General features: G+C 48.4%; 30 protein-coding genes. All 30 read right to left on the bottom strand.

Annotation, left to right across the window (positions count from 1 at the left end; translation table 11 throughout):
• Nucleotides 1-2: 2 nt before the first annotated feature.
• Entirely contained in the window at nt 3-791 is a 789-nt protein-coding gene (locus tag skT53_RS01395) for a phosphatidate cytidylyltransferase (RefSeq protein ID WP_200759438.1), read from the bottom strand.
• A gap of 12 nt (nt 792-803) precedes the next feature.
• Nucleotides 804-1,559: an undecaprenyl pyrophosphate synthase gene (locus skT53_RS01390; protein ID WP_200759437.1), complete on the bottom strand. Its 756-nt coding sequence runs from the start codon at nt 1,557-1,559 to the stop codon at nt 804-806.
• Nucleotides 1,560-1,635: 76 nt separating this feature from the next.
• Nucleotides 1,636-2,193, bottom strand: a complete 558-nt coding sequence (gene frr, locus skT53_RS01385) for a ribosome recycling factor (protein WP_200759436.1) — start codon at nt 2,191-2,193, stop codon at nt 1,636-1,638.
• Nucleotides 2,190-2,918 carry a UMP kinase gene (pyrH, locus tag skT53_RS01380; RefSeq protein WP_200759435.1) on the bottom strand — a complete coding sequence of 243 codons (729 nt, stop codon included), beginning with the start codon at nt 2,916-2,918 and terminating at the stop codon, nt 2,190-2,192. The genes frr and pyrH overlap by 4 nt, the downstream gene beginning before the upstream one ends.
• Before the next feature lie 161 nt (nt 2,919-3,079).
• Nucleotides 3,080-3,730: a translation elongation factor Ts gene (gene tsf / locus skT53_RS01375; RefSeq protein ID WP_200759434.1), complete on the bottom strand. Its 651-nt coding sequence runs from the start codon at nt 3,728-3,730 to the stop codon at nt 3,080-3,082.
• Nucleotides 3,731-3,824: 94 nt separating this feature from the next.
• On the bottom strand, nt 3,825-4,538 hold the full coding sequence (rpsB, locus tag skT53_RS01370; RefSeq protein WP_200759433.1) for a 30S ribosomal protein S2: 714 nt from the start codon (nt 4,536-4,538) through the stop codon (nt 3,825-3,827).
• A 212-nt stretch (nt 4,539-4,750) separates the two neighbouring features.
• A complete protein-coding gene (locus tag skT53_RS01365; protein WP_200759432.1) occupies nt 4,751-5,173 on the bottom strand; it encodes a hypothetical protein in 423 nt (140 codons plus the stop codon).
• Nucleotides 5,170-5,631 carry a DUF6115 domain-containing protein gene (locus tag skT53_RS01360; protein WP_200759431.1) on the bottom strand — a complete coding sequence of 154 codons (462 nt, stop codon included), beginning with the start codon at nt 5,629-5,631 and terminating at the stop codon, nt 5,170-5,172. The genes skT53_RS01365 and skT53_RS01360 overlap by 4 nt, the downstream gene beginning before the upstream one ends.
• Nucleotides 5,632-5,646: 15 nt before the next feature.
• A complete protein-coding gene (locus skT53_RS01355; RefSeq protein WP_200759430.1) occupies nt 5,647-5,952 on the bottom strand; it encodes a hypothetical protein in 306 nt (101 codons plus the stop codon).
• A 54-nt stretch (nt 5,953-6,006) separates the two neighbouring features.
• On the bottom strand, nt 6,007-7,425 hold the full coding sequence (locus skT53_RS01350) for a flagellar assembly protein A (protein ID WP_200759429.1): 1,419 nt from the start codon (nt 7,423-7,425) through the stop codon (nt 6,007-6,009).
• Nucleotides 7,426-7,446: 21 nt separating this feature from the next.
• Entirely contained in the window at nt 7,447-8,151 is a 705-nt protein-coding gene (locus skT53_RS01345; RefSeq protein ID WP_200759428.1) for a FliA/WhiG family RNA polymerase sigma factor, read from the bottom strand.
• Between the two features lie 15 nt (nt 8,152-8,166).
• The gene (locus tag skT53_RS01340; protein WP_200759427.1) at nt 8,167-8,568 is read right to left on the bottom strand and encodes a hypothetical protein; all 402 of its coding nucleotides are present in this window, start codon (nt 8,566-8,568) and stop codon (nt 8,167-8,169) included.
• Complete coding sequence (locus skT53_RS01335) at nt 8,565-9,044, bottom strand: chemotaxis protein CheD (RefSeq protein WP_318978580.1); 480 nt, start codon at nt 9,042-9,044, stop codon at nt 8,565-8,567. Before skT53_RS01335 ends, skT53_RS01340 begins: the two co-directional genes overlap by 4 nt.
• Nucleotides 9,041-9,658 (bottom strand): chemotaxis protein CheC, encoded by a 618-nt coding sequence (locus skT53_RS01330; RefSeq protein WP_200759426.1) that lies wholly within the window; start codon nt 9,656-9,658, stop codon nt 9,041-9,043. The genes skT53_RS01335 and skT53_RS01330 overlap by 4 nt, the downstream gene beginning before the upstream one ends.
• Nucleotides 9,658-10,146 carry a chemotaxis protein CheW gene (locus tag skT53_RS01325; protein ID WP_200759425.1) on the bottom strand — a complete coding sequence of 163 codons (489 nt, stop codon included), beginning with the start codon at nt 10,144-10,146 and terminating at the stop codon, nt 9,658-9,660. The genes skT53_RS01330 and skT53_RS01325 overlap by 1 nt, the downstream gene beginning before the upstream one ends.
• A 14-nt stretch (nt 10,147-10,160) precedes the next feature.
• A complete protein-coding gene (locus tag skT53_RS01320; protein WP_200759424.1) occupies nt 10,161-12,206 on the bottom strand; it encodes a chemotaxis protein CheA in 2,046 nt (681 codons plus the stop codon).
• A 14-nt stretch (nt 12,207-12,220) separates the two neighbouring features.
• Nucleotides 12,221-13,300 carry a protein-glutamate methylesterase/protein-glutamine glutaminase gene (locus skT53_RS01315; RefSeq protein WP_200759423.1) on the bottom strand — a complete coding sequence of 360 codons (1,080 nt, stop codon included), beginning with the start codon at nt 13,298-13,300 and terminating at the stop codon, nt 12,221-12,223.
• Nucleotides 13,301-13,322: 22 nt separating this feature from the next.
• Complete coding sequence (locus tag skT53_RS01310; RefSeq protein WP_200759422.1) at nt 13,323-14,198, bottom strand: MinD/ParA family protein; 876 nt, start codon at nt 14,196-14,198, stop codon at nt 13,323-13,325.
• The gene (flhF, locus tag skT53_RS01305) at nt 14,191-15,489 is read right to left on the bottom strand and encodes a flagellar biosynthesis GTPase FlhF (protein WP_200759421.1); all 1,299 of its coding nucleotides are present in this window, start codon (nt 15,487-15,489) and stop codon (nt 14,191-14,193) included. Before flhF ends, skT53_RS01310 begins: the two co-directional genes overlap by 8 nt.
• On the bottom strand, nt 15,489-17,528 hold the full coding sequence (flhA, locus tag skT53_RS01300; protein WP_200759420.1) for a flagellar biosynthesis protein FlhA: 2,040 nt from the start codon (nt 17,526-17,528) through the stop codon (nt 15,489-15,491). Before flhA ends, flhF begins: the two co-directional genes overlap by 1 nt.
• 15 nt (nt 17,529-17,543) lie before the next feature.
• A complete protein-coding gene (gene flhB / locus skT53_RS01295; protein WP_200759419.1) occupies nt 17,544-18,620 on the bottom strand; it encodes a flagellar biosynthesis protein FlhB in 1,077 nt (358 codons plus the stop codon).
• Complete coding sequence (gene fliR, locus skT53_RS01290) at nt 18,617-19,408, bottom strand: flagellar biosynthetic protein FliR (protein ID WP_200759418.1); 792 nt, start codon at nt 19,406-19,408, stop codon at nt 18,617-18,619. The genes flhB and fliR overlap by 4 nt, the downstream gene beginning before the upstream one ends.
• Before the next feature lie 12 nt (nt 19,409-19,420).
• Nucleotides 19,421-19,690 (bottom strand): flagellar biosynthesis protein FliQ, encoded by a 270-nt coding sequence (gene fliQ, locus skT53_RS01285; RefSeq protein WP_200759417.1) that lies wholly within the window; start codon nt 19,688-19,690, stop codon nt 19,421-19,423.
• A gap of 68 nt (nt 19,691-19,758) precedes the next feature.
• A complete protein-coding gene (gene fliP / locus skT53_RS01280; RefSeq protein ID WP_404828919.1) occupies nt 19,759-20,517 on the bottom strand; it encodes a flagellar type III secretion system pore protein FliP in 759 nt (252 codons plus the stop codon).
• The gene (locus tag skT53_RS01275; protein WP_200759415.1) at nt 20,514-21,074 is read right to left on the bottom strand and encodes a flagellar biosynthetic protein FliO; all 561 of its coding nucleotides are present in this window, start codon (nt 21,072-21,074) and stop codon (nt 20,514-20,516) included. Before skT53_RS01275 ends, fliP begins: the two co-directional genes overlap by 4 nt.
• A gap of 20 nt (nt 21,075-21,094) precedes the next feature.
• Nucleotides 21,095-21,457 carry a response regulator gene (locus skT53_RS01270; RefSeq protein WP_200759414.1) on the bottom strand — a complete coding sequence of 121 codons (363 nt, stop codon included), beginning with the start codon at nt 21,455-21,457 and terminating at the stop codon, nt 21,095-21,097.
• Nucleotides 21,458-21,476: 19 nt separating this feature from the next.
• Nucleotides 21,477-22,754, bottom strand: a complete 1,278-nt coding sequence (gene fliY, locus skT53_RS01265; RefSeq protein ID WP_200759413.1) for a flagellar motor switch phosphatase FliY — start codon at nt 22,752-22,754, stop codon at nt 21,477-21,479.
• The gene (fliM, locus tag skT53_RS01260) at nt 22,744-23,742 is read right to left on the bottom strand and encodes a flagellar motor switch protein FliM (protein WP_200759412.1); all 999 of its coding nucleotides are present in this window, start codon (nt 23,740-23,742) and stop codon (nt 22,744-22,746) included. Before fliM ends, fliY begins: the two co-directional genes overlap by 11 nt.
• A 32-nt stretch (nt 23,743-23,774) precedes the next feature.
• Entirely contained in the window at nt 23,775-24,215 is a 441-nt protein-coding gene (locus skT53_RS01255; RefSeq protein WP_200759411.1) for a flagellar basal body-associated FliL family protein, read from the bottom strand.
• Nucleotides 24,202-24,432 (bottom strand): flagellar FlbD family protein, encoded by a 231-nt coding sequence (locus skT53_RS01250; protein ID WP_200759410.1) that lies wholly within the window; start codon nt 24,430-24,432, stop codon nt 24,202-24,204. The genes skT53_RS01255 and skT53_RS01250 overlap by 14 nt, the downstream gene beginning before the upstream one ends.
• Nucleotides 24,433-24,519 lie beyond the last annotated feature (87 nt).

The raw sequence follows: 24,519 nt of genomic DNA, 5'->3' as shown, positions 1-24,519 counted from the left end.
CCTCAAAACCGAAACGATACAAGCAAATGATACGCGATCGGCGCCGCAAACAACAAGCTGTCAAAACGGTCCAACATACCACCGTGGCCGGGCAGAATCGTTCCCGAATCTTTTACATCCATCGACCGTTTCAATCCCGATTCGACAAAATCCCCCGCCTGTCCGGCAACAGAAACGATTAACGCCACAATCACCCAGTTCAAGAGCGACACATCGCTATGCAATACAAAAGAAAACAACACGCCAATCAGTCCAGCCGCCAGCAGACCGCCAATCGTTCCGGAAACAGTTTTGTTCGGCGAGATGGAAGACCAAATTTTGGGGCCTTTGAGCGCGCGGCCTACAAAGTAAGCCCCTATATCGGTCGCCCAAGTGGTAAACAGGACAAACTGGAGCAACAACAGCCCCTCCGGCAATTCTCTCAACCGCAATACATAATGAAAGGACAATCCAATATAGATCGTTCCCACCAAAATATAGGACATATCGCGAAACGTATATCTGTTTTTCATGGCCACGGTCAGAAACAGGAAACCATATACAATCCAAAGCAGCATGGCAGGCTGTTGCAGCAGCCACCCCGTTCCAAAATGAATCCATAAAAGAGTCATCAGAAAACCAGTCAAAGCGGGAAGTTCAAAAAAACGGTATTGCTTCATACGGAGCAGTTCGGTAAAAGCAACCAATCCCAAGAGGGAAATAAGGCCGGCAAACAAATAATCACCAATGTACATAATAGTTAAAAATATGATTCCACCAATGACGCCCGTTAAGACCCTTTGGTATAGCAAGTCCGCTCACTCCTATTTCAGCCCTCCGAAGCGTCGGCCTCTTTTTTGATACGCATGAATCGCTTCGTAAAAATGCTCTTTCCGGAAGTCTGGCCAATACACATCGGTAAACCACAATTCGGTATAAGCGCACTGCCATAGCAGAAAGTTGCTGAGGCGCAGTTCGCCGCTGGTCCGGATCAGCAAGTCCGGATCCGGAATGCCGTTTGTCAGGAGGCAAGCTGAGAGGGTCTGTTCATTGATGTCTTCCGGTTGCAGCGTTCCCGCTTTCACCTGGTCCGAAATTTTCTTGACCGCTTCTACAATTTCGGATCGGCTTCCATAATTTAACGCAATATTTAACATCATACCCGTGTTGGACTTGGTTTTTTCAACCGCTTCCAAAACTGACTCGCGTGTCCACAGCGGCAACGCCTCCAGGTCACCCAACATGCAGACCCGGATGTTGTTTTTGATTAACGATTCCAGTTCCAAAATCAGGAACTCCTGCGGCAACCGCATCAGATAATCAACCTCTTGCTCAGGACGTTTCCAGTTTTCTGTCGAAAACGCATACAGAGTCAAAATTCGTACGCCTATTTCGCTGGCCGATTCCGTAACCCGTTTGACGCTTTCCATGCCGGCCCGATGACCGGCAATCCGGGGCAAGCCACGTCGTTTAGCCCATCGTCCGTTTCCGTCCATGATGATAGCCACATGGTACGGAATTCCTTCCTCGGACAAAGATGGGCGCTCCGTTCTTCGTTTCCAAAGTTTTCTCCAGTTCATGCTTGTCAGTCCCCCGGAATATTAAGAAAACTTGGCATTCGCCAAGTCCTTGGACTTGTGAATGCCTCAGCTACACTTATACTTCCATAATTTCCTGTTCTTTCGCCGCCAACAGCTTGTCGATTTCGGCAACGTAACGATCCGTTGTTGCTTGGATCTTCTCTTGGGTGCGGCGGCTTTCGTCTTCCGAAATATCGCCCGATTTTTCAAGTTTCTTTATATCTTCATTGCTGTCCCGCCGAATATTGCGGACCGCTACACGAGCCTCTTCCGCCATTTTGCGGGCCATTTTTGCCAATTCCTGCCGTCTTTGCTCCGTCAGAGCCGGTATTGCGATCCGGATGACTACCCCGTCATTTGTGGGTGTCAGTCCCAGATCGGATTTTTGAATGGCTTTTTCAATTTCGGATAAAACGCTTTTATCCCACGGAGTAATGACCAACAAACGAGGCTCTGGCGCTGTCACGCTGCCAACTTGATTGAGCGGAGTGGCTGTACCATAATAGTCCACTGTAATCTTATCCAAAATTGCCGGGTTGGCGCGACCTGCCCGAAGTGTGGCAAATTCCCGCTTTAAACTGACAATCGCTTTATCCATCCGTTCATCCATTTGTTTCAAAACGTCCACTGTCATTTTCGTTCCCCCCGTACAATGGTGCCGATATGTTCACCGGTAATCACCCGTTTGATATTGCCTTTCTCCGTAATATTAAACACGATAATCGTCATATTATTATCCATGCAAAGCGAGATCGCTGTCGAGTCCATTACGCCAAGCCCTTTGTTCAACACTTCGAGATAAGTCAATTCCTCATATTTTTTCGCGTTTGCATTGGTTCTCGGGTCACAATCATATACCCCGTCCACTTTGTTTTTTGCCATCAGGATGACTTCTGCTTCAATTTCAGCGGCTCGCAAAGCGGCTGTCGTATCGGTGGAGAAAAACGGGTTGCCTGTTCCCGCCGCAAATATTACAACACGATTTTTCTCCAGATGCCGAATTGCTTTTCTGCGTATGTACGGTTCGGCCACCTGTCTCATCTCAATAGACGTTTGTACGCGCGTCTGCACTCCGTTGTTTTCCAGCGCATCCTGCAACGCCATTGCATTCAGGACAGTAGCCAACATCCCCATGTAGTCAGCTGTCGCCCGATCCATCCCCTGAGAACTGCCGGAAACTCCCCGCCAGATATTGCCGCCGCCAACAATCACCGCCACTTCTGTTCCCATCTCGACAATTTCTTTTATCTGAACAGCGGTTGTCTGGATCACTCCTGCGTCGATCCCGTATCCGCCATCACCCGCAAGGGCTTCACCGCTTAGTTTGAGCACCACCCGTTTGTACTTGGGCTGAAGCATCTTTCACCCTCCACTTCCACTTTAAGAAAAATATTTTCTACAAACAGCCCCGTTCTCCTGCACCGGATTCAAAAGCTTCTATCGGAACACGATGGCAGAAGCGTCGTTCATTCACTGTTTGAAAAAAAGGGAACACCGTCTGTGTTCCCATATACAGCTTGCTAGATTTTCGCTTGCGACATTACTTCTTCCGCAAAATTGTCTTGTTTCTTTTCCAATCCTTCGCCCATTTCAAAACGAGCAAAGCGGCGGATCGAAATATTTTCACCGATTTTGGAAATCTGTTCATTCAACAGTTCCTGTATCGTTTGATCCGGGTTCTTTACAAATTCCTGTTCCAGCAGGCAGGTATCTTTAAAGAACTTGTCGATCCGGCCTTCTACAATCTTATCCACAATGTTGGCCGGTTTGCCTTCATTTAGAGTCTGTGCCCGCAAGATTTCTTTTTCTTTTTCCACCACATCGCCAGGCACCTCTTCCCGCCTTACGTACTGCGGCTTAGCGGCTGCAATGTGCATCGCCACATCTTTTACGAAGGAACGGAATTCTTCCGTTTTGGCAACAAAGTCCGTCTCGCAGTTGACTTCGACGAGAACACCGATTTTACCGCCCATGTGGATGTAAGATTCGACAACACCCTCCGCTGCAATACGGCCTGCTTTTTTGGCTGCCGCCGCAAGACCTTTCTCACGGAGAATTTCCACCGCTTTTTCCATGTCGCCGTTCGCGTCCTGCAGAGCTTTCTTACAGTCCATCATACCGGCGCCCGTTCTTTCGCGAAGCACTTTTACATCATTCGCTGAAACGCTCATATCTAAATCCTCCTTATGTAGTTGCGCACGAATTGACAAGCATATAAAAAGGGATGCAAGGGTCCTCCCACCCTGACGCACCCCTCCTCAGTCATTACGCAGTTTGTTCGTCGTCGTCGTCACTGCCGCCCTGCGTGCCTTCCAAGATTGCATCTGCAATCTTAGCCGTCAGCAATTTTACGGCACGAATCGCGTCATCGTTGCCAGGAATCACATAATCGATTTCATCCGGATCACAGTTTGTGTCGACAATACCGACAATCGGAATACCGAGTTTACGTGCTTCTGCAACTGCAATTCGCTCTTTCCGAGGATCGATAATGAACAAAGCACCCGGCAGACTTTTCATTCCTTTAATACCGCCGAGAAACTTCTCCAGTCGGTCCATTTCTTTACGCAGTTGAATGACTTCTTTTTTGGGCAGAACGTCAAACGTTCCATCTTCCTGCATTTTTTCCAACTCATGCAGACGTTCAATCCGTTTACGAATTGTGCCAAAGTTGGTCAACGTACCCCCCAGCCAACGCTGGTTCACAAAGTACATGCCGGAACGTTCTGCTTCTTCTTTAACAGAGTCCTGCGCCTGTTTTTTGGTGCCGACAAAAAGCATGGTTTTCCCTTCCGCAGCCAGGTCACGCACAAAGTTGTAAGCTTCTTCCACTTTTTTTACTGTTTTTTGCAGGTCAATAATATAAATTCCGTTACGTTCGGTGAAGATGTAGCGAGACATTTTGGGGTTCCAACGGCGCGTTTGATGGCCAAAGTGAACACCCGCCTCCAGCAATTGCTTCATGGAGATGATCGCCATATCTTCCACCTCCTTTCTGATGGTTGATTTTCCTCCGCTGTTTTCATTCCGTTGAACACGGCACCATGCGAAAACAAAAATCATCGATTCCGCTTGTCACCGCACCATTCAAACGGTCCAGCAGCGTGTGTATTTAACACCATGTGTTACTATACCATAACCGCACAACGGGTTGCAAGAACCTAACAAAAAACCATTGCATGCAGCAATGGTTATCGTGTAAGGACGCGCAGAACTTCGTTTGGATCTGCGTTTAGCGGCAGTTCATACGTACCGGAACGAATATGTCTGCTTTTATCCTGCGCCCCCCATAAAAAATCCTGCGATTCTTTGAGCACCCCGCGCTGGACAAGCAAATCGGCTACTTCACTAGCCACCATTCCGTTTTTAATCTCGACTTGTACTTTCGTTGTGGCGGAGTTTGGTTGGTTCTGACCTTGTGAGTCGGCAGGTTGCGGTGCGGCAGCAGATCCTGTCGGAGCGGATGGTACGGTTGCCTGTAAAGATCCCTCTTTTCCGACGGAAGAGGGAGAAGCCTTTGTACCAGCCGCAAGCAAACCGTAAAGCCCGAAAACAATCGCAGCCACAAGCAACCCGCTGCCAAACCCTAACAAAAATTTGCGATCTTTAATCATACTGTGTTCCCCTGCTTTACCAGACTTAAAATCATCTGAATTTCTCCCATTCCAATTCCTGTTTGTTTCGCTATTTGCTCCGGTGTCCGCCCCTCATTCCACATCGTTACAATCCGGCTGTAATGCTCGTTGAAAACGATAGCAGGCGTCGGTTCCGAATCCTTGACGGATCGCTTGGTTTCCCTGCCTTGGGTTGACAAAAACTCAACCTTCGCTTCCAACTCTTCCAATTTCTCTCTATTTTCCTCTGTTTCTCGCTGCAGTTTCGTCTCCAGTTGTTTAATCGTTTGCAGCAGATACTGGTTTTCTTTTTCAAACTCATCCATGAACGCTTGCAAACTTTCTTCCAGATCCTTGTCCACCAGATGGGGGACTGATTCCTGCTTTCCTTTCAAAACGGCAAACAGGATCACTCCAATCCCCAACAGGGACATGAACAAAAAAACGCTAAGATCCATAATAACTCTCCTCTGCTACCCTCGAAGATCAATGTGTTTTCCTTTATACGGATGTTTGGCTTCCTGCTGTTCCGCTTTTTTGCGACGCCGTTTTGACCCTGGAGTGGATGATTGATCACCGGTTTGTTGATTCTGATTCGAGACGGTCTGGTTCTCGTCCGCCTGGTTAGGACGGTGAATCTCTTTTTCAATTTGCTTATGCATCGTTTGTTCAAAAGCGGCTTGTTGGTTAAGTTGTTGCTGCTGCAGTTGCTGCTGGATTTTGGCTACTTCCGTAACTTTTGGAATGGAAATTTGCAGTTCAATGTTTCGCTGCGACATACGCCATCACCACCAATCGCAAAGTGCAAAGCAGACGAACCTTCCGCTTTATTTTCACAGAGGTACGGTTCGAACCTCTGCATCCCGAATGACGAAAGAAACATGTGACAACGAGTCACGAACAAAATATATATAATTGCTAAGCATAATTTTGACACCCGGATGCACCGTATCAAACACGTTGACACGAGCGCTTTTCAAATCCTGCAAAACCATCTCAATCTCAGAACGGCGGAACATCAGTTCCTCTCCTTCCAATTTGTAATGATTCAGTGTCAATTTCAATTTCTGCAGGAGGGCCGCTTTGTCAGGCGGCAGATTGTGCCCGCCGGCGTTCATATTTTCAAGCAGGTCAACCGCTTTTTGCGTTTTGTCCACATTTTTAATCAATTCTTTCATTTTTTCGTTAATGGACGCCAATTCAGCACGCAAATGCGGATGCACGCCCACTTCCAGTTCAGTTGGTGTGGCCATCTGCGATCCCAATACTTTCGTAACGACTTCTTCACCGGCCCGCACGATGCCACCCACTATCACACCCTTGCGCCCTTCCATGATCACTTTCGCACCGGCGCTGACTTGGCTATGCATGATACTTTCTCCTACATAGCAACTGCCTTCCACACTGATACTCGCATTTTGGATGAAAGGGGTTCGCAAATTGCCGCCGGAACGTATGAAGCCTTTATTTCTGCCCTGTACGCCGCCACGAATTGTAACGTTGCCGTCCGCTTCCACCGTTGCAGCATCCACGTATCCCTGGATCTCCACATCGCCTTCCGCTTTAATCCGAAAACCGGGCTGTACGTTTCCCAAAATACGGACAGAACCGCTGAATTCAATATTTCCAACGGAAAAATCAACATCTTTTTGCACCACATATTCATTAAATATGTTGATCTTGTTTTCCCTTTGGATAAAAACCACGTGTCCGTCCGTTTCAGCCAACAAGGTGCATCCGTCTTCGTCGACTTTCGTGTTTTTCCCCTGCGGCAGCCGGTAATCACGCCCCTGTTTGGCAATAATCGGTTGGCCACTGACTGCCATCCCATCGACCCCTGGCTGGGGTGGAATCCGCTTCGCCAAGACGGCCCCTTGTTTGACCGTATTCACAGAGCCCATATCGAAATAATCGACTTTTCCCGTTTCGAGAACTTTCGGAGTGCGCTGACCGTCCTCTTCTATATAGATTTCAATGATTGCGTCTTGCCCTTTTTCCGCTGGTTTACCGACAGCAATACGCAGACGTTGTTGGATGTGAGCGGCTGGATCCGACACAATTTGCTGACAGAGCGCCATGTCGATCCCCAGCAGAATACCCGCATTTTTTAAAAAATCCAATAATCCCTCGATCGTGAGCTGTATATCCGCAGGGGGCTCTTTTTCGATCAGCAATGTCCCGTAGAGACCCTGCTCTTCCAGGAACACTTTACAATTTTTGATCCACCAGCTTTTCTCCTCCATCCCTTCCATGTCGGCCCCCTGTATCATTATTTAGATCAAGTCATTTCTCTTGCGGCTGAGTGCGCCGCGCAATCTGCAGATTGCTTTCGTATGGAGCTGAGAGATCCGTGCAGAACTGACTTGCATAATTTCCGCAATTTCTTTAAAAGACAATTCTTCATAATAATACAACGCCACTACCATCTTTTCCTTCTCCGGCAGACGGTCGATCGTCTTAACAAGAATATTTCTAATTTCATCGCGAGACAGTTTCGTATCCGGATTTTCTGCTGAAAAATCAGGCAGTCCATTATACCCAACCGTATCGTCTCCGTCCGAATACATAAATTCTTCCAAAGAATAGACAGAACCGGCTGAAATGTGTGTCAATCGTTTCTGCAATTCTTCCTGGCTGATTCCCAAATGAGCGGCGACTTCTTCATCAGTGGCCGATTCCTTCTTGTTGGCTTCCACAAACGCGTAAGACCGTTCAATTTCTTTCGCCCACAGCCGTACCTGCCGGGGCACCCAATCCATTTCACGCAGACCGTCAAGCACAGCCCCTCGGATTCTCCAGGTGGCAAAAGTTTCAAATTTTACACCTCGCTCAGGCGTATAGCGTTCCACCGCTCCAATCAAGCCGAGTGTACCCATACTAACCAAATCTTCTCTTGCAATATGGGACGGCAACCCTTTTGACAGACGATTGACGACCTGTTGAACGAGCGGTAGATATTGTTCAATTAACTCGTTCATCTGCGTCCACCTCCGTTACTCCTTCATCGTTCGTACAGCCTGCACCGCCCGCGCCGTCATCTCGTCATCCATCGAATCTACATTTTGGACAACCCAAGGTTGGAAATCAGCGGGGGACGGAGGAGTGTCAAATGATTCGGGCGGCAAGGATACATCAAACTGTTGCCCCAATGCGGTTTGGGCTGAATCTGCATTCGTTTCGCCGGTCAGTTTCGGATCGTCCGCCGTTTTTCCCAATGAAAAAAACAACTGCGTTCCCCATGATAGAAACAGCAAAAATACAAATCCAACCAATCCCCTCTGCAGGCTGGTCCACAACAAATTCCCTCCCAGCAGACTTGCGGCAAAACCGATTGCAAATCCCGCAACGCTTGCCCACCCTATAAAATTGGAACGGTTTTCTTTTTTCGGCTTCATATCGTTTTGACCCCTTGTGAAACTGTACGGATCGTCAACATACCATCCACAGGTGAAAAATCAATGGTTCTTCCGGAATTGCCACCCGTATCTTCCGATCGGAGCGGGATTCGCAGCAGCGTAAGCGCTTCTTTTACCGCTTCCACATTGCGCGGTCCAATACGAATCAAATCGCTCTGGGTTAGAGTAGAAAACATTTGAGCGCCGCCTGCAATTTTCGCGACCATTCTGCTGACGACAGCCCCTTTTTCCTGCATTTTTTTCACCAGCAAAGGGATCGCTGTATCGGCATATTTGGCCGGATTTTCAACCGTTTGCGCCGCAGCGTTAGGCAGCATTACATGCGCCAAACCGCCCACTTTTACAGTCAGGTCGACAATTGCCACTCCCACACAGGAACCTAATCCAACCGTCCGAAGGACATCCGGTTCAACCGCTACGTTTAAATCAGCCATACCGACTTTTACGATGTTCAAGAGTGTTCAACCCCCAACCTCTTGAAGATCGTTTGCAAAGAGGCAGGGTCAGGTAAAAAGAAGAACTGGCTTTCCACATTTTCATTGCCCTGCCGAAATTCAGTCTCTACCACAAGCACCGTATCACAAGACATTCCTACATGCATAAAAGCCACATTTAGCAGTGCTCCTGCCATATCAATCGAAATCGCTGGAACGGATTGGTACATTTTCGATTGGGTAAGGTCGGAAAAGGCGGAAATATAAGAACCGCAAAGAATATTGCCAATTTCCATCAGGGCCGACAGTTCATATTCGTTGTACAGATTGACTTCCGAGCCCGGCATTAATGCAGAAAGCAGCATTTTGGCGCTTTCTACGTGCAGCATCATGAACATACTGCCCGTTATGTCTCCGTCCACCCGGAAGAAAACACCGACTACTTCCTGTTCAGAGTTTCCGACTACTTCGTCAACTTCCTGCAGAGGCGCCACGTGCACACGCGGCACACTCATCTCCACCTCTTTTTGCATCAAGATGGACAATGCAGTAGCGGCATGACCGGCGCCGATATTCCCTATCTCCTGAAAAACGCTGAGTTGAAACTTGTTAATAGTAGAGAAAGGATCCTGCATTATTCGCTCTCCACTTCATTAAACTGCTGCAGTTCCTCTATATTCAGCACCTTTTCCAGGTTTAGAATAATCAACAGCCGTTGGCCCAGATTGGCAACCCCGTCCAGATAGGCGGCCCGCAAACCTCCGACCACTTCCGGCGGCGGTTCAATCGCAGACGTTTCAATATCCACCACATCGTTGGCGGCATCAACAATCAGCCCGACTTCCATGTCGTTTACCGCTACAATAATAATCCGGGTAGAATCCGTGTAATTCTCAGTCCCCAGGTTAAACCTTGTTTTCAGGTCAATGACCGGGGTGACAACACCGCGTAAATTCATCACCCCTTTGACAAAAGCGGGGGTTCTCGGGACACGGGTAATTCGCTGCATTCGCTCAATCGAACGGACCTGATTCACTTCCACGCCGTATTCTTCCTCTAGCAAACGAAACACGATATACTTGCGGTCATTGATTCCTTGTTCCAATTCCTGTTTATCGATCATGATAGCCTTCCTCCCTAATGAATCAATGCGTTGCAATCCAGAATCAATGCAACTTGTCCGTCACCCAGGATGGTAGAACCGGAAATACCCGGAATTCCGCTGGACAGATATTTGCCTAACGACTTTAACACCACTTCATGCTGTCCGATAAATGAATCGACTACCAACGCCGCCAGCTTCTCCCCTTTGCGGACGATCACCACATTTTCGCTGTCATCCGTTTTTTCCTGCAGACGCGGGATAGAAAACACTTCCTCCAACGAGACGAGCGGCACGACTCGGCCACGGAAATCCATCACCGTCTGGCCATGCACACTTTTGATTTCGGACCGTTTTAAATTGGCCGTTTCAATAATAGACGTCAGCGGAATGGCGTACTTTTCATCATTGACCTGTACCAGCATCGCCTGAATGATAGAAAGGGTAAGCGGCAGTTGGATGATGAATTTGGTTCCTTCACCAATCACCGAGTTAATCAGCACGCGACCGCCAAGCGATTCAATTTTGTTTTTTACCACATCCAGACCGACGCCTCGTCCAGATACGTCAGAAATTTTTTCGGCCGTGCTGAAACCGGAACGGAACATAAAGTCAAATACCTGATCATCCGACAGGTTTTCACCGCGTGCTGCGTCAACAAGTCCCCGTTCAATCGCTTTTTGCAAAATTTTATTGCGGTCGATGCCGCGCCCGTCGTCTGAAATCTCGATAAACACATGATTTCCCGAATGATAGGCGTAAAGGACCAACTTTCCTGTTTCACTCTTACCTGCCCTTTTCCGCTCATCCGGTGTTTCCAGACCGTGATCCAAAGCGTTTCGCAGCATATGTACGAGCGGATCACCAATTTCGTCAATCACAGTACGATCCAGTTCTGTTTCGGCGCCAAAGATTTCAAACTCAACCTTTTTGTTCAATTCTTTCGCCAAATCGCGAACCATCCGCGGGAATCGGTTAAATACCGTTTCCACCGGGACCATCCGAATGGTCATGACAATCGATTGCAAATCGGTGCTGACCCGGGTCATGTGCTCAACCGTTTCAACCAATTCCAGATTGTTGATTTCGCGTGCAATCTGTTCCAGTCGTGTGCGATCAATCACCAATTCGCTAAACAGATTCATCAACACGTCAAGCCGCTCAATATCCACACGCACCGATTTGCCGGCAGACAGTTTTTTTGTTTCGCCAGATTTGCCGTTGTTGCCGTTTTTCCCGTTCTTCACAGTGGATAAAGAGGCAGCCGGTGCCTCCGACGCCTGTGTTGCGGCAGCAGCTTCCGTTTCCGCTTTGTCCGCTTCCTGTTGCAGTTCCTGGGCAGAATGAACCGTAACTGAGGCAACCTCCGAAACATTTAGACCTGTTTTCTTCACCGTTTCCGGATCCGCATCCGTTACCAGAACGATCTGAAACTCGTTTTCAAATTTCTCTTCTTCCAAATCTTCCACTGTCGGAACTGATTTGATAATTTCGCCTATTTCCTCGTACGCGTTAAACACCATATAGGATCTTGCCGCACGCAGTACACAGGCGCTATCCAACACAACATCCACAACATAAACATTCTTGCCGTTGTTAAGCGATTCGCTGATCACCGTTTTTTCATACTGATTGAATGACCAGTCGACGGTTGCCGAACCATCTTTCGGGTTGTCAGCCGAAGCTGCTTGCGCCAACGGCTTACCCTGCACGATGGCATTCAACTGTTGAACCGCTTCTTCAATCGACGCGGTAGAGTCAGCGCCTGTTTCGATAATGTCAGCCAATTGCGTCTCCAACAGGTCTACACAACGGAACAGTACATTCATCACATCTTCGGTGACAGGCAGTTTATCATTTCGCATCAAATCCAAAGCGTTTTCCATTTCGTGCGTCAAATGGGCCATTTTTTCAAACCCCATGGTAGCCGCCATCCCTTTTAAGGTATGAGCGGAACGAAATACCACATTGACGATTTCGGAACTGGGGGCCTGTTCGAGTTCCAACAGATTTTCGTTGATTGCTTGCAGATGTTCTTTTGATTCCTCAATGAACATTTCCATGTATTGATTCATGTCCATTTCAAGTCACCTCCCTAGGATGATAAAAAATTCAGGATTTGTTGGGCGACGTTTTCCAACGGAACCACCGCATCGACACACCCCGTTTCAAACGCCGCTTTTGGCATTCCATATACAATGCACGTTTCTTTTGCTTCCGAGATGGTTTTTCCGCCGACCTGCTTAATGGACCGAAGCCCTTTGGAACCGTCGCTTCCCATTCCGGTCAAAATCACCGCCTGCAAAGAAATGCCGTGCAACTTCGCGACCGAAAAGAACAGATTGTCGACTGCGGGACGATGCCCTCCAACCGGCGGCGACTGGTCCAACTGAACTTCGCATCGGCCGCCTGTCTGTTTGATTTCCATATGATAATCGCCCGGTGCTATATAAACATGACCCATTTCAAGCACCTGACCGTTTGTTGCCTCATCAACCCGAATCGCACAAATCTGATCCAACCGTTTGGCAAGTGACTTCGTAAATCCGGGTGGCATATGCTGGACTACCACAACCGCCGCCGGCAGATCGGCAGGCAACTGAGTAAGTACGGTCTGTAAGGCACGCGGACCGCCAGTTGATGTTCCGATGGCCACCAGTTTCTTCAGTTTCCCGTCAACAAACGGAACCGATTTTGCAGATTGTGCGGATTTCTGACTCGAAATACCGGCAAATCTATCGTATCCCGTGGGTGGTGAAGGCCGCATCAGTGGTTTTCGATTTTTAGCCGCTTTCACTTTCGCAATCAATTCACTCGCTACCTTTTCGATATCCAGCGAGATACTGCCGGACGGTTTCGCGATAAAATCAAACGCTCCCAGTTCCAGGGCGCGGATTGTATGATCAGCGCCCGCTGTTGTCAAACTGCTGAGCATGATCACCGGCAGCCTATGCTCCATTTGAATTTTGGGCAACGTTAGCAAACCATCCATCACCGGCATCTCAATATCGAGTGTAACCACATCTACATCGTGCTTTTTCAAGAGATCCAATGCCTCTTGGCCATTCCTCGCTGCTGCCACTACTTCTATGTCTGAATCTGCCTGCAGCATATCTGTAATCAGTCGTCTCATCAACGCAGAATCATCGACAACCAGTACGCGAATCGGAGTCAACGCGACCCCCCCTTGTCAAGATCTAGTTGCGAAACACTTGTCTCATACGGGAAAGGAATGATTTGATCCCCATATCCATCGACTGGACTCCGGTTGGCATTTTCAGCTGTTTTCTAACCAACTGGTCAATGCAACGACTGGCTGGCGAGTCGGGATACCTTACAAAAAAGGGAACCTGTTGTTTGACCGCCTCCGATACCTTCGGATCATCAAGCAGATAACCAAGTGATTTCAGATCAAAATTGAGAAATTTCTTACTGACCAACGATAATTTTTCCGCGACTTGTTTGGCCTCCATTATCGACGTTGCCCGATTGACCACCAGTTGCATGTTGAGCAAACGCCCGCTTTCCCGGGTAATCAGTTTGATCAATGCGTACGCGTCTGTAATCGCAGTCGGCTCCGGCGTGCTGACAATAATCACATCGTCTGACGACAAAATAAATCGAAGCGTTCCTTGATTCATTCCAGCCCCTGTATCGATGATCAGAAAATCGGCAAATCCCTGCAATTCACCCAGCTGCAGCATAAGATATTCGAACTGGTCCGGTTGCAGCGTCAAAAAATCCCGTAAACCGGAACCGCCTGCAATATAATGAATTCCATACGGTCCAAGCTCCAAAATCTCCCATATGGTCGCCTTCTTCTGCACCAGATCGGCAAGCGTTCGCCGCGGCGTTTGCCCCATCAAAACGTCAATATTTGCAAAACCGACATCGGCGTCCAGGACCACCACCTTTTTACCGCATGCGCTTAATCCGAGTGCGAAATTCAGGGAAAAATTCGATTTGCCCACGCCGCCTTTACCGCTTGTAATCGTAATTACGCGTGTCGCGGGGCGTATTTCATCTGTGGCGACCGGAACAATTTGTCGAAGGCGCTGCGCTTGATCAAACATTATGATTCTCCCCCACTATCAAACTGGCGATCTTTTCGGGGGTCGCCACCTCAATGTCATCCGGTACATTTTGTCCGGTGGTAAAATAGGCAGAAGGCTTTTTAAACCGGTAGCTAAGATTAAAAATCGCACCGTAACTGGTTGTTTCATCCAGCTTTGTAAAGATGAACTTGTCGATCGGAACCCCTTCAAAATTCGATACGATTTGCTCCAGATCATTCGATTTGGTAGTAAGCGACAGCACCAGAAACGTTTCATCCGGTTTGCAGGCGCCCAAAAAATCGTTCAACTGGCTGACGTATGCGGTATCCCCATAGTTTCGACCGGCCGTATCGATCAGAATTAAATCGAGATCTTTCATCTTCTCAATCGCCTGTTCGATCTCGTCTGATGAAAAAACCACTTCCACCGGCATCTGAAGGATATTTCCGTACGTTTTCAACTGTTCCACAGCAGCAATTCGGAACGTGTCCGCTGTAATAAAACCGACTTTCCTTCTGTTTTTCAAAAATTCGGCTGCTGCGATCTTTGCAATGGTAGTCGTTTTTCCGACACCAGTCGGTCCTACAAAGGCCACTACTTTGGAGGTCGAAGCGAGCGGTGCCGGAAGCATATGATCATTGATTTCTTTACTGATTAAATTTATCAAAATATGTCGAAATTCCTGCTCATCTAATGAATGAATTTGTTCATTTTCTTTCAAAATCCGTAAAACCAACGATTCTATCAGTTCGTCAGACAAGTCATTCCGTTCCAAATCGGAGCGGATTTTTTGAATCGGAGCAGGAAGTATATCACTGCCGGTATGCAGAAACTTGGAGATCACGTCACGCAACCCTTGTACTTCTTTCAGGATTTCCGCCTCGAATTCTCCACCGCGGGTTTCCGCTGTCTGTCGCTGCAGAGAGATTTGCCGTTCGACAGCTGCCATCAAACCGGCAACCTGTTTCGCATCATACTGCGTATCGGCTGGCAAGGAAGCGCGTTGGACCGCAGATGGCTGTCTGCCTGCAGAGGATGTCTGCTTAGTCGGTACCGCTTGCTGCTTTCCAACCGATGTTTTGTTTTGGCCATAAGCTTTCGCGGCAGCGGAGACGGGCGTTTTTACGGCAGTCGGCGGACCGTCGTTTACCGCAGCCACAACTTCCAATTGCGTCGCGCCAAACATACCGAAGACACCCCGCTGCTTGACTTTTTTGGAACTGAGTATTACTGCCTCATGTCCTAAATCCTGTTTGATCCTGTTTAACGCTTCCGGCATGTCTTTGACAAGATACCGTTTTACGATCATCAGATGGTCACCGTCCCTCCGCTTTTTACTTCCACCGACGGATCCAGTTCGTTATAGGAAAGAACCGGCAAATCGGGTAATATCCGTTCCAGCAGCCGTCTAAAATGCATCCGTATGTTGGGGGATGTGAGAACAAGTGGCGAATGGCCCGCTGTCGCCAAAGATTGAATTTGCTCGTTCAAAGATTGATAGATTTTCTGCGAAATGGCCGGATCCAAAACCAGATAGGAACCTTGTTCCGAATGTTGGATGTTGTCGACCACCGTCTGTTCCACATTTGGCGCCAGCGTGATCACCGTCATCGGCTGGCCGGGCGGTCGGAACTGATGGGTAATTTGCCGCGCCAGCGCGGCTCGTACATATTCGGTCAGCATGTCCGGGTCTTTCGTATAGGCAGCGGTATCCGCCATTGTTTCCAAAATGGTGACCAGATCCCGGATCGATACTTTTTCTCTTAATAGGTTGGACAGCACTTTCTGAATATCCCCGATTGAAAAAAGATTCGGCACAACTTCCTCAACAAGCGCCGGATACTGATTGCGGATCGACTCGACAAGTTGCTTCGTTTCCTGTCTGCCCAACAATTCATAGGCATGCCGTTTCAAAATTTCAGTTAAGTGAGTAGCCACCACCGATGGCGGGTCGACAACCGTATACCCCGCCATCTCCGCCGTATCCCGCATATCCTCCGATATCCACAACGCGGGCAAACCGAATGCAGGTTCTTTTGTTTCAATCCCCACCACGCGTGGATCATCAATACCGGGGCTCATCGCCATAAAGTGATCCAAAAACAGCTCACTTCTCGCCACTTCAACCCCTTTCAATTTGATGACATATTCATTCGGCCGCAGTTGAATATTGTCGCGAATTCGAATGACAGGGATCACAATTCCAAGTTCTAACGCCAACTGGCGGCGAATCATGATGACGCGATCCAACAGGTCGCCGCCCTGATTCGTATCGGCCAGCGGAATTAACGCATAACCGAATTCAAATTCGATCGGATCGACATGCGTTAATGTAACAACGCTTTCCGGACTGCGCACTTCCTCCTGCTCCTCCTGCTCCGCCTGCACCTGCTGTTTAATCGCTTCTTCCGCTTTTGTCTGCTGGATTCGAAAGCCTCCAACAGCCAACAATCCCGCGAGAGGAGCTGTTCGCAGGATACCAATGGGGGTAAATACGCCAAGCAAAAGAAGCATGCCGGCCACCACATAGAGCATTTTGGGATAGGAAAGCATTTGACGCAGCACATCTTGGCTCAAATTGCTGTCAGACGCAGCACGTGTAACGACCAGACCTGTAGCGGTCGAAATCAGCAAGGCCGGGATTTGGGAAACCAAACCGTCCCCGATCGACAGCAATGTATATTGCTGTAACACCTGTGTGACACCCATACCCTGGTTATTCATCGTCATACCGACAATAAATCCGCCAATGATGTTGATTACAACAATGATAATGGAAGCGATTGCGTCTCCCTTGACAAACTTGCTGGCCCCGTCCATCGCTCCGTAAAAATCGGCTTCCCGTTCGATTTTTCGTCTGCGCTCACGCGCTTCTTTTTCCGTAATCAGACCGGCGTTCAAATCTGCATCTATGCTCATTTGCTTACCGGGCATCGCATCCAGCGTAAAGCGGGCTGCCACTTCCGCCACACGTTCTGCCCCTCTGGTAATTACAATAAATTGGATAATGACAAGAATCAGAAATACAATAAAACCAACAACCGCGTTTCCGCCCACCACAAAGCTGCCAAACGTGTGAATCACTTCACCCGCTTCTCCCTGTCCAAGAATCAAACGGGTAGAAGAAACGTTAAGTCCAAGGCGAAAAAGAGTGGTGATCAACAGCAGCGCTGGAAAAATGGCGAATTGCAGAGGTTCTTTCGTATTCATTGCGATAAGTAAAATGGTGAGGGCAACACTGAAATTGATGATCAGCAAAAAATCCAGCAGCCATGTAGGCAACGGAATGACCATCATCACCACAATCCCCAAAATGCCGAAAATCACACCCGCGTCTTGTATGCGCAACGTTTTCACCTCACTTTAGACTTTTCGTTTCAATCGGTACACGTAAGCCAGCACTTCTGCAACCGCCTGGAACAGGTCTTCCGGGATCTGTTGCCCGATGTCAACGGTACGGTACAACGTCTGTGCAAGCGGCCGATTTTCCACCAGCAGCACTCCGTGTTCCCTTGCCGTTTGCTTGATTCGCTGCGCTACCTCATCAATCCCCTTTGCCAGCACAATCGGCGCTTCCATGCGGTCCCCGTCATACTGCACAGCCACCGCAAAGTGGGTCGGGTTGGTAATTACCACATCCGCTTTCGGCACATCCTGCATCATCCGCCGCATCGCCATCGCCCGTTGCCGTTCCTTGATTTTCCCTTTGATCAGCGGATTCCCTTCCGACTTTTTAAACTCTTCTTTGATGTCTTCCTTGCTCATCCGCAAACTGCGTTCATGATCATAGCGCTGGAAAAAATAATCAAACACAGCCAGCACCAGCATCAATAAGGCGCATTTCCAAATAATCGTGTAAGTCGTGTCGCCAATCGCCGCCAGAATGCCTCCTGGTTCAAGCCGCGTCAGATTAGAGAACGATCTGATTTGCTGCGTCACCGTATCGTAAACCACATACCCAATCAAGACGACTTTCATCAGCGATTTGGCCAATTCGGCCAAAGTGCGCACCGAGAATATTCTTTTAAATCCGGCTATCGGATTGATTTTTTCAAATTTGGGAGTAATCGGCTCGATTGTAAAAATGCCGCCGACCTGAAGATAGACCGCCAAGAAACCTACTATTAAAACAACCGCCAAAATCGGCAAAACCAATTTCGCCGTTACCAGCATCAGATTCAAAAACAGCCGGTGTGTATTTCCCTCTGTCAGCCACATCATCAAATCAGTGGTCAAACTGTTTTTCGTAAAATCAGTCAGATTCGTGATATAGAAACCGCTCATCATCTTTAAAAGCAAAATGGCGCTTAACAGAATAACCGCCGAAGACAGTTCGGGGCTGCGCGGAATTTGTCCTTTTTTACGGGCATCCTGCAGTCTTTTTGGCGTGGGTTTTTCTGTCTTTTCACCCGCAAACTGCTGCAAATCCCACCGTATCATGGCGAACCTCCCAGCAACTGAAGCAGCATGTCCACTTGCCGAAAAATCAGCTGAAACATATCCTGCAGAAAATAAACAAACACCGGCATTGCAAGAATCAGCATAAACAACCCCAAAAAAATTTTGGCTGGCATTCCGACCACAAAAACATTCATCTGCGGTACGGTTCTGGCCAATACCGCAAAACCAACGTCGGCCAGGAATAGCGTTGCAACAGCAGGCATTGCGATTTTAACAGCCAGCAGGAAAAGAACGGACATCGCCTTAAAGAAGAACTCAATCAACCCATCTGTCATCACAAAATGGTTAATCTGAACAAACTGAAAGCTTTGCAAAACGGCCGTAATCAGGGCATAGTGCCCATTCAATCCCAGGAACAGAAGGATGGCCAGCAGATTTTTAAAACTTCCGAGAATCGGTACGGCCGCTCCCGTCTGCGGATCAAATACGTTCGCAATCGAAAATCCGATTTGCATGTCGATGATCTGCCCCGCCATTTGCACGGCCGAGAAAAGAAGCAAACACGTATACCCGATCATCAGCCCTACCAGCGCTTCCTTGACAACAGCCAAAAGCAGCAGCAACGGGCTTGACAATCCTGCCGTTTGGTTTTGCAAGTCGGGAGCCGCCGTGAAAGCAATCAGACTTACAAAAAAGGACAAACCGATTTTAAATGGGGCAGGCACGCCTTTCATGCCAAAAACGGGTGCAACCATAAACATGCTGCTGACACGTGTCAGTATGAGCAACAACGTTTCCGCTTGCATGAGCAGTTGATCGTAATTCACAAATATCTCCGCCTATCGCACGAATTGCATCAAATTGCCCAGAACACCATTTGTAAAATCAAGCATCACCGAAAGCATCCAGGGACCAAAAACAGCCAAAGCGATAACAACCGCCAGAATTTTGGGGATAAAAGACAACGACTGTTCTTGAATTTGAGTGGTGGCTTGAAAAATGCTGACGATCAGCCCGACCACCAGTCCAAAAATCAGGATGGGCGCGGCGATTTTAAGGGTTGTCCACATCGTCTGCTGCCCTAATTGAATGACAAAACCGGTTCCCACGTTTTAAAACCTCCACAGCGAGACCTAGCGCGTAAGCGCCAAGGCGAGACTTGTGCCCTTTGGGTACATTACTGGTATCCTTGCAGCAAGGATTTGACTATCAGATACCAACCGTCTACCATTACGAACAATAGAATTTTGAACGGCAAAGAGATCATTACAGGGGGAAGCATCATCATCCCCATCGACATCAATGTAGTCGATACAACCAAGTCTATAATCAGAAACGGTATAAAGAGCATAAAACCAATTTGAAAAGCGGTCTTCAGTTCGCTGATCGCATAAGCAGGCACCAACGTGGTCAACGGAATTTCTTCAATCGTTTTCGGAACCGGATCTTTTCGGTATTCGATAAACAACATTAAATCCTTTTCCCTTGTCTGTTTGGCCATAAATTGCTTGAAAGGAATCGCCGCCTGATTTAACGCTTCCGTTTGTGTAAGCTGTCCGGCCAGGTATGGTTGTACCGCCTTTTGATTGACCTGCGAAAGCGTTGGAGTCATCACAAACAGTGTCATGAAAAGAGCCAACCCGATAAGCACTTGATTTGGCGGCATTTGCTGAATGGAAAGCGCATTTCTCGCAAACGAAAACACCACGATGATGCGTGTAAAGCAGGTCATCAGAATTAAGATCGACGGTGCCAGCGAAAGCACAGTCAGCATCAAAATAATCTGCACGCTGGTCGCAACGTTTTGCGGGCTTTGCGAACTGCTTACGTTCAGGTCGATGCCCGGAATTACCACTTGCTCCGCATTTGCCGTCGTACCGTACAACACACTACCAATCAACACGGTGAGGATAAGCAGCAGTTTTAGTTTCATCATTTATCTTCCGATTCCCATTCTGTGATCTTTCTCCGCTGCTCTTTCAATTGCCGCAGTTTTTCCTGCAATGCATCGTGGAAAGGAACGGATTCAACTGGTTCTTCCACATCCTGTTTTAGCTGGACAGGCAACCATTTCGTCAACCAACTTGGCAATTCGGATCGAGTTGCAGCAGGAGCGTGCTGTTTTAAGCGTGCCACCGATTCCTCATCCAGAATCGTATCCAACAGCGTAACATCTTCGCCTACCCCGATCACGTAGACACGATCTTCAAAATGTACCAGATGAATGGATCGGTTTGTTGCCAGCGGGTGAACGGCAATACTGCGCATCAAGGAATTTGCTTGACCGGCATTTGTTTTCATAGCCAGGAACTTAATGAATAGATACACGACACCGACTACCAGCCCAAGCACAACGATCATCTGTAGAATTCCAAACAGCAGGGACCAATCATTCCCGTTTCCAACCGTAGATGAAACCTGTTGCGTGTTAGCCGGGTTATTCCCCTGTTCAATCATCTCCTGCACCGTTTTTCCTAGTGCCAAAAGACGCACTGTCCTGTCCCCCTCACCCGTTACCCGAGCACCTTATTGATCGCTTCCAGCACACGGTCCGCCTGAAAGGGTTTTACAATGAAATCTTTCGCCCCCGCTTGAATGGCGTCAATGACCATTGCCTGCTGCCCCATCGCAGAACACATAATGACTTTTGCGTTTGGATCAAATTGGCGGATTTCTTTCAAGGCCCCAAGACCATCCATTTCAGGCATTGTAATGTCGAGCGTCACCAGATCCGGGTTCAGTTCTTTATATTTGACCACCGCCTCTTTTCCATCCTGTGCTTCGCCTACAACATCGTAACCGTTTTTGCTGAGTATCTCCTTGATCATCATTCGCATGAAAGCCGCATCGTCGACAATTAAGATTTTTTTAGCCATGGTAGATCCCCCTAGTTGATTATTGGAGTTTAGTGATACGTTCTTCTGGAGTGATGATGTCTGTTACACGCACCCCGAAATTTTCATCGATGACTACGACTTCACCTTTGGCAACCAGTTTATTGTTTACCAAAATGTCAACCGGTTCCCCAGCCAACTTGTCCAATTCCAGTATCGAACCGGGGCCCAACTCAAGAATTTCCCGTATCTGCTTACGCGTTCTGCCTAATTCAACTGTAACCTGCAGCGGGATATCCAACAGCAGCCCCAGGTTTCCATGCCCCATAACGTTCGGATCGGCTGCGCCAAACGAAGAAAATTGGGCTGGCTGTACGTTGATAGCGGGCGGCGACATGTAACCGCCTGGAGGCATCCCGTAAACGGGTGCAGACGGATACGCATTTGGCATCGGCATAGCTCCGCCAGCCATCGGGGATTGATACGGCACACCAGGTTGCTGCATAGGTGGTGTCATCATTGGTTGCTGCATCGGTGCAGAAGGCTGCTGTACGGGTGAAGCCGCGATCGGCTCTTGCGCAGTTGGCTGCGGGATGTTAGAAGTAGGAACTGACTGAGAGGGTGCCATTTCCGGTGCCGGTTGTCCAACCGTATCTTCCGTTTCCGTCTTGCCGGTCAGTTTGCTTAACATCGTTTTGGCAAAAGCAAACGGCACAAGGTTCATAATTTGCGAATCAATCAGATCGCCTACCGTTAAACGGAACGAAATTTTCACCAGCGATTCATCGCCAGGAAACAACGCTGCGGCCCGCTGTTCGTCAAACTCCATAACTTCCACCTGCGGAGGCGTAATGTTGACCAACATGTTAAAAATCGTCGACATGGAAGTAGAAGCAGATCCCATCATCTGATTCATTGCCTCTGCCACAGCGCTCAAATGGAGTTCATTCAGCTCGCCGGGAGTCACTTTGCCTTCGCCGCCAAGCATCAGATCGGCAATAATTTGCGCGTCTTCCATTCGCATAGCAAGCACGTTTGCCCCGATGAATCCTTCCGAATAGTCCACTTTCACAACCACATGGGGAATTGGCAAGTCGTGCTGCAATTCCTCCCGTTTCACAATGGTGACAGTCGGAGTCGTGATCTCGACTTTTTGTCGGAGCAAAGTGGACAAAGCGGTAGCTGCCGTACCAAACGATATATTGCCAATCTCCCCCAACGCGTCCGATTCAAAATCTGACAGACTGTATGACGATTCGGCCTCCGGTTCGCCACCGCCACCCCCTTGTTTGAGCAACGCATCAATTTCTTCTTGCGACAGAAAATCTTTACCTGTCATCTTCTATCAGCCCTTCCTCAAGTACATGAGTGATCTGTACAGCAACACGCCCCCGGCTGATTCCCGGTTGACCCAGATACTTCCGGTTTTCACCCACATTGATATGAACTTTCTGGTTGACATCCTGATCGAGTTTCACGACATCACCTACAGCCAGTTGCAGGAATTCACCGACTGAGATCGACGATGTACCCAGTTCGACAGCCACCGTCAAATTGGTTTTTTTCAAAGACTGTTCGAGCGCCTCCTGACCTTTTGTATTGTCACGAGGTTTTTTTACATTCATCCAATAATGGGCGGACAATTTGGGCATGATCGGCTCCAGCACGACATGCGGCATACAAACGTTGATCATTCCCGTCGTTTCCCCGATTTTGGAAGAGAGTGAAACGACAGCCACCGTTTCATTTGGTGAAACCAATTGCATAAACTGCGGATTGACTTCCAGAAGGTCCAGCTCCGGATTCAGGTCTGTAACCCCTTTCCAAGCTTCCCTCAAATAGTCCAACGACTTGCCAAACATCCGCATCATGACAGTCATTTCAATTTCCGTCAAATTGCGGAAATCATCCTGTCCGACTCCCGGACCGCCCAGCAGCCGGTCCAGCATCGCATATGCGATGTTGGGGTTAACCTCCATTACAAATTTTCCATCCAATGGATTGACCCCAAATACATTCAGGATCGTCACTTTCGGAATCGAGCGGATAAATTCTTCATAAGGAAGCTGTTCCACCGAAACGACCTGGATTTGAACATACGTACGCAATTGAGCGGAAAAATAAGTGGTGAGCAGCCGGGAGAAATTTTCGTAAATCCGGGTTATGCTGCGGATCTGGTCTTTCGAAAATCGCATGGCCCGCTTGAAATCGTAATTTCGGATTTTTCGTTCCGTTTCTTCTTTACGAATCTCTTCGGCTGACAACTCACCGGACGACAGCGCCGATAACAGAGCATCAATCTCGCTTTGTGACAACACTTCCGCCATACAGAATCACCCCCTTTCATCCAAAATACGTGTTACTGGATCACAATATCCGGAATGTAGACATCGATCACTTTGCCGTTTTGCAAGTACTGGTTGACTGCGTCCTTGATGTGCTGCTTCAAGAGTTGGACCCCTTCCGTTTTTTGCAGATCCACATGGGTGGTCGTATGAAGAATCTGTGTAATCGTGTCTTTGACCTGCACTTTACGCAAATTCAACTCATCCATCGCTTTGCTTCCATCGACCTGCAGGTAAACTTGGATTTGAATCAGGCTGGAACCGGCTAAATTTGTCGTAATCTTCTCGACTTGAAACTGCGTCGCCGCCAATTTGTCCGCTGCTACCGGCTTAGGGGCTTTCGGCTGGTTTTGCGCACTGCCTATGTACTGCAAGCCTACGATAGCAACAACGCCCAGCATGGCAATTGATATGATGATAATCAGTGCGATATTAAACAGTCTATTCTGAAACACCTTGTTCACCTCGTATACGACCAACTTGCAAGCCCATCAGTCCGATTTTTTGATAGTATTCGGTCACCAGACGTATCACATCGTCAACCGGTTCCCTGACCACGACTTTTTTGCCAGTCACCAGCGTGATCACCGTGTCAGGCGTCCCTTCCACCACTTCAATCAATGCGGCGTTAACCACCAGCTCAGACCCGTTAAAACGTGTAACACGGATCATCTACATCCCTCCTGCGGAGGCACCGGGCTCTCCTCCCGCCAACAGTTGTTTATCCTATATATTCGTTAGGCGGGAGAAGAAATCCGG

Origin of the sequence: Effusibacillus dendaii (assembly GCF_015097055.1) — a bacterium.
Classification (GTDB): domain Bacteria; phylum Bacillota; class Bacilli; order Tumebacillales; family Effusibacillaceae; genus Effusibacillus; species Effusibacillus dendaii.
The sequence above is the reverse complement of the archived record's forward strand: the minus strand, read 5'-3'. Positions and strand labels throughout refer to the sequence as shown.

Bases quoted from the DNA above. Each gene is read 5' to 3' on its own strand.
- skT53_RS01390 (WP_200759437.1), bottom strand. From the start codon at position 1,559: ATGAACTGGAGAAAACTTTGGAAACGAAGAACGGAGCGCCCATCTTTG.
- frr (WP_200759436.1), bottom strand. From the start codon at position 2,193: ATGACAGTGGACGTTTTGAAACAAATGGATGAACGGATGGATAAAGCG.
- pyrH (WP_200759435.1), bottom strand. From the start codon at position 2,918: ATGCTTCAGCCCAAGTACAAACGGGTGGTGCTCAAACTAAGCGGTGAA.
- tsf (WP_200759434.1), bottom strand. From the start codon at position 3,730: ATGAGCGTTTCAGCGAATGATGTAAAAGTGCTTCGCGAAAGAACGGGC.
- rpsB (WP_200759433.1), bottom strand. From the start codon at position 4,538: ATGGCGATCATCTCCATGAAGCAATTGCTGGAGGCGGGTGTTCACTTT.
- skT53_RS01365 (WP_200759432.1), bottom strand. From the start codon at position 5,173: ATGATTAAAGATCGCAAATTTTTGTTAGGGTTTGGCAGCGGGTTGCTT.
- skT53_RS01360 (WP_200759431.1), bottom strand. From the start codon at position 5,631: ATGGATCTTAGCGTTTTTTTGTTCATGTCCCTGTTGGGGATTGGAGTG.
- skT53_RS01355 (WP_200759430.1), bottom strand. From the start codon at position 5,952: ATGTCGCAGCGAAACATTGAACTGCAAATTTCCATTCCAAAAGTTACG.
- skT53_RS01350 (WP_200759429.1), bottom strand. From the start codon at position 7,425: ATGGAAGGGATGGAGGAGAAAAGCTGGTGGATCAAAAATTGTAAAGTG.
- skT53_RS01345 (WP_200759428.1), bottom strand. From the start codon at position 8,151: ATGAACGAGTTAATTGAACAATATCTACCGCTCGTTCAACAGGTCGTC.
- skT53_RS01340 (WP_200759427.1), bottom strand. From the start codon at position 8,568: ATGAAGCCGAAAAAAGAAAACCGTTCCAATTTTATAGGGTGGGCAAGC.
- skT53_RS01330 (WP_200759426.1), bottom strand. From the start codon at position 9,658: ATGCAGGATCCTTTCTCTACTATTAACAAGTTTCAACTCAGCGTTTTT.
- skT53_RS01325 (WP_200759425.1), bottom strand. From the start codon at position 10,146: ATGATCGATAAACAGGAATTGGAACAAGGAATCAATGACCGCAAGTAT.
- skT53_RS01320 (WP_200759424.1), bottom strand. From the start codon at position 12,206: ATGGACATGAATCAATACATGGAAATGTTCATTGAGGAATCAAAAGAA.
- skT53_RS01310 (WP_200759422.1), bottom strand. From the start codon at position 14,198: ATGTTTGATCAAGCGCAGCGCCTTCGACAAATTGTTCCGGTCGCCACA.
- flhF (WP_200759421.1), bottom strand. From the start codon at position 15,489: ATGATCGTAAAACGGTATCTTGTCAAAGACATGCCGGAAGCGTTAAAC.
- flhB (WP_200759419.1), bottom strand. From the start codon at position 18,620: ATGATACGGTGGGATTTGCAGCAGTTTGCGGGTGAAAAGACAGAAAAA.
- fliP (WP_404828919.1), bottom strand. From the start codon at position 20,517: ATGATGAAACTAAAACTGCTGCTTATCCTCACCGTGTTGATTGGTAGT.
- skT53_RS01270 (WP_200759414.1), bottom strand. From the start codon at position 21,457: ATGGCTAAAAAAATCTTAATTGTCGACGATGCGGCTTTCATGCGAATG.
- fliY (WP_200759413.1), bottom strand. From the start codon at position 22,754: ATGACAGGTAAAGATTTTCTGTCGCAAGAAGAAATTGATGCGTTGCTC.
- fliM (WP_200759412.1), bottom strand. From the start codon at position 23,742: ATGGCGGAAGTGTTGTCACAAAGCGAGATTGATGCTCTGTTATCGGCG.
- skT53_RS01250 (WP_200759410.1), bottom strand. From the start codon at position 24,432: ATGATCCGTGTTACACGTTTTAACGGGTCTGAGCTGGTGGTTAACGCC.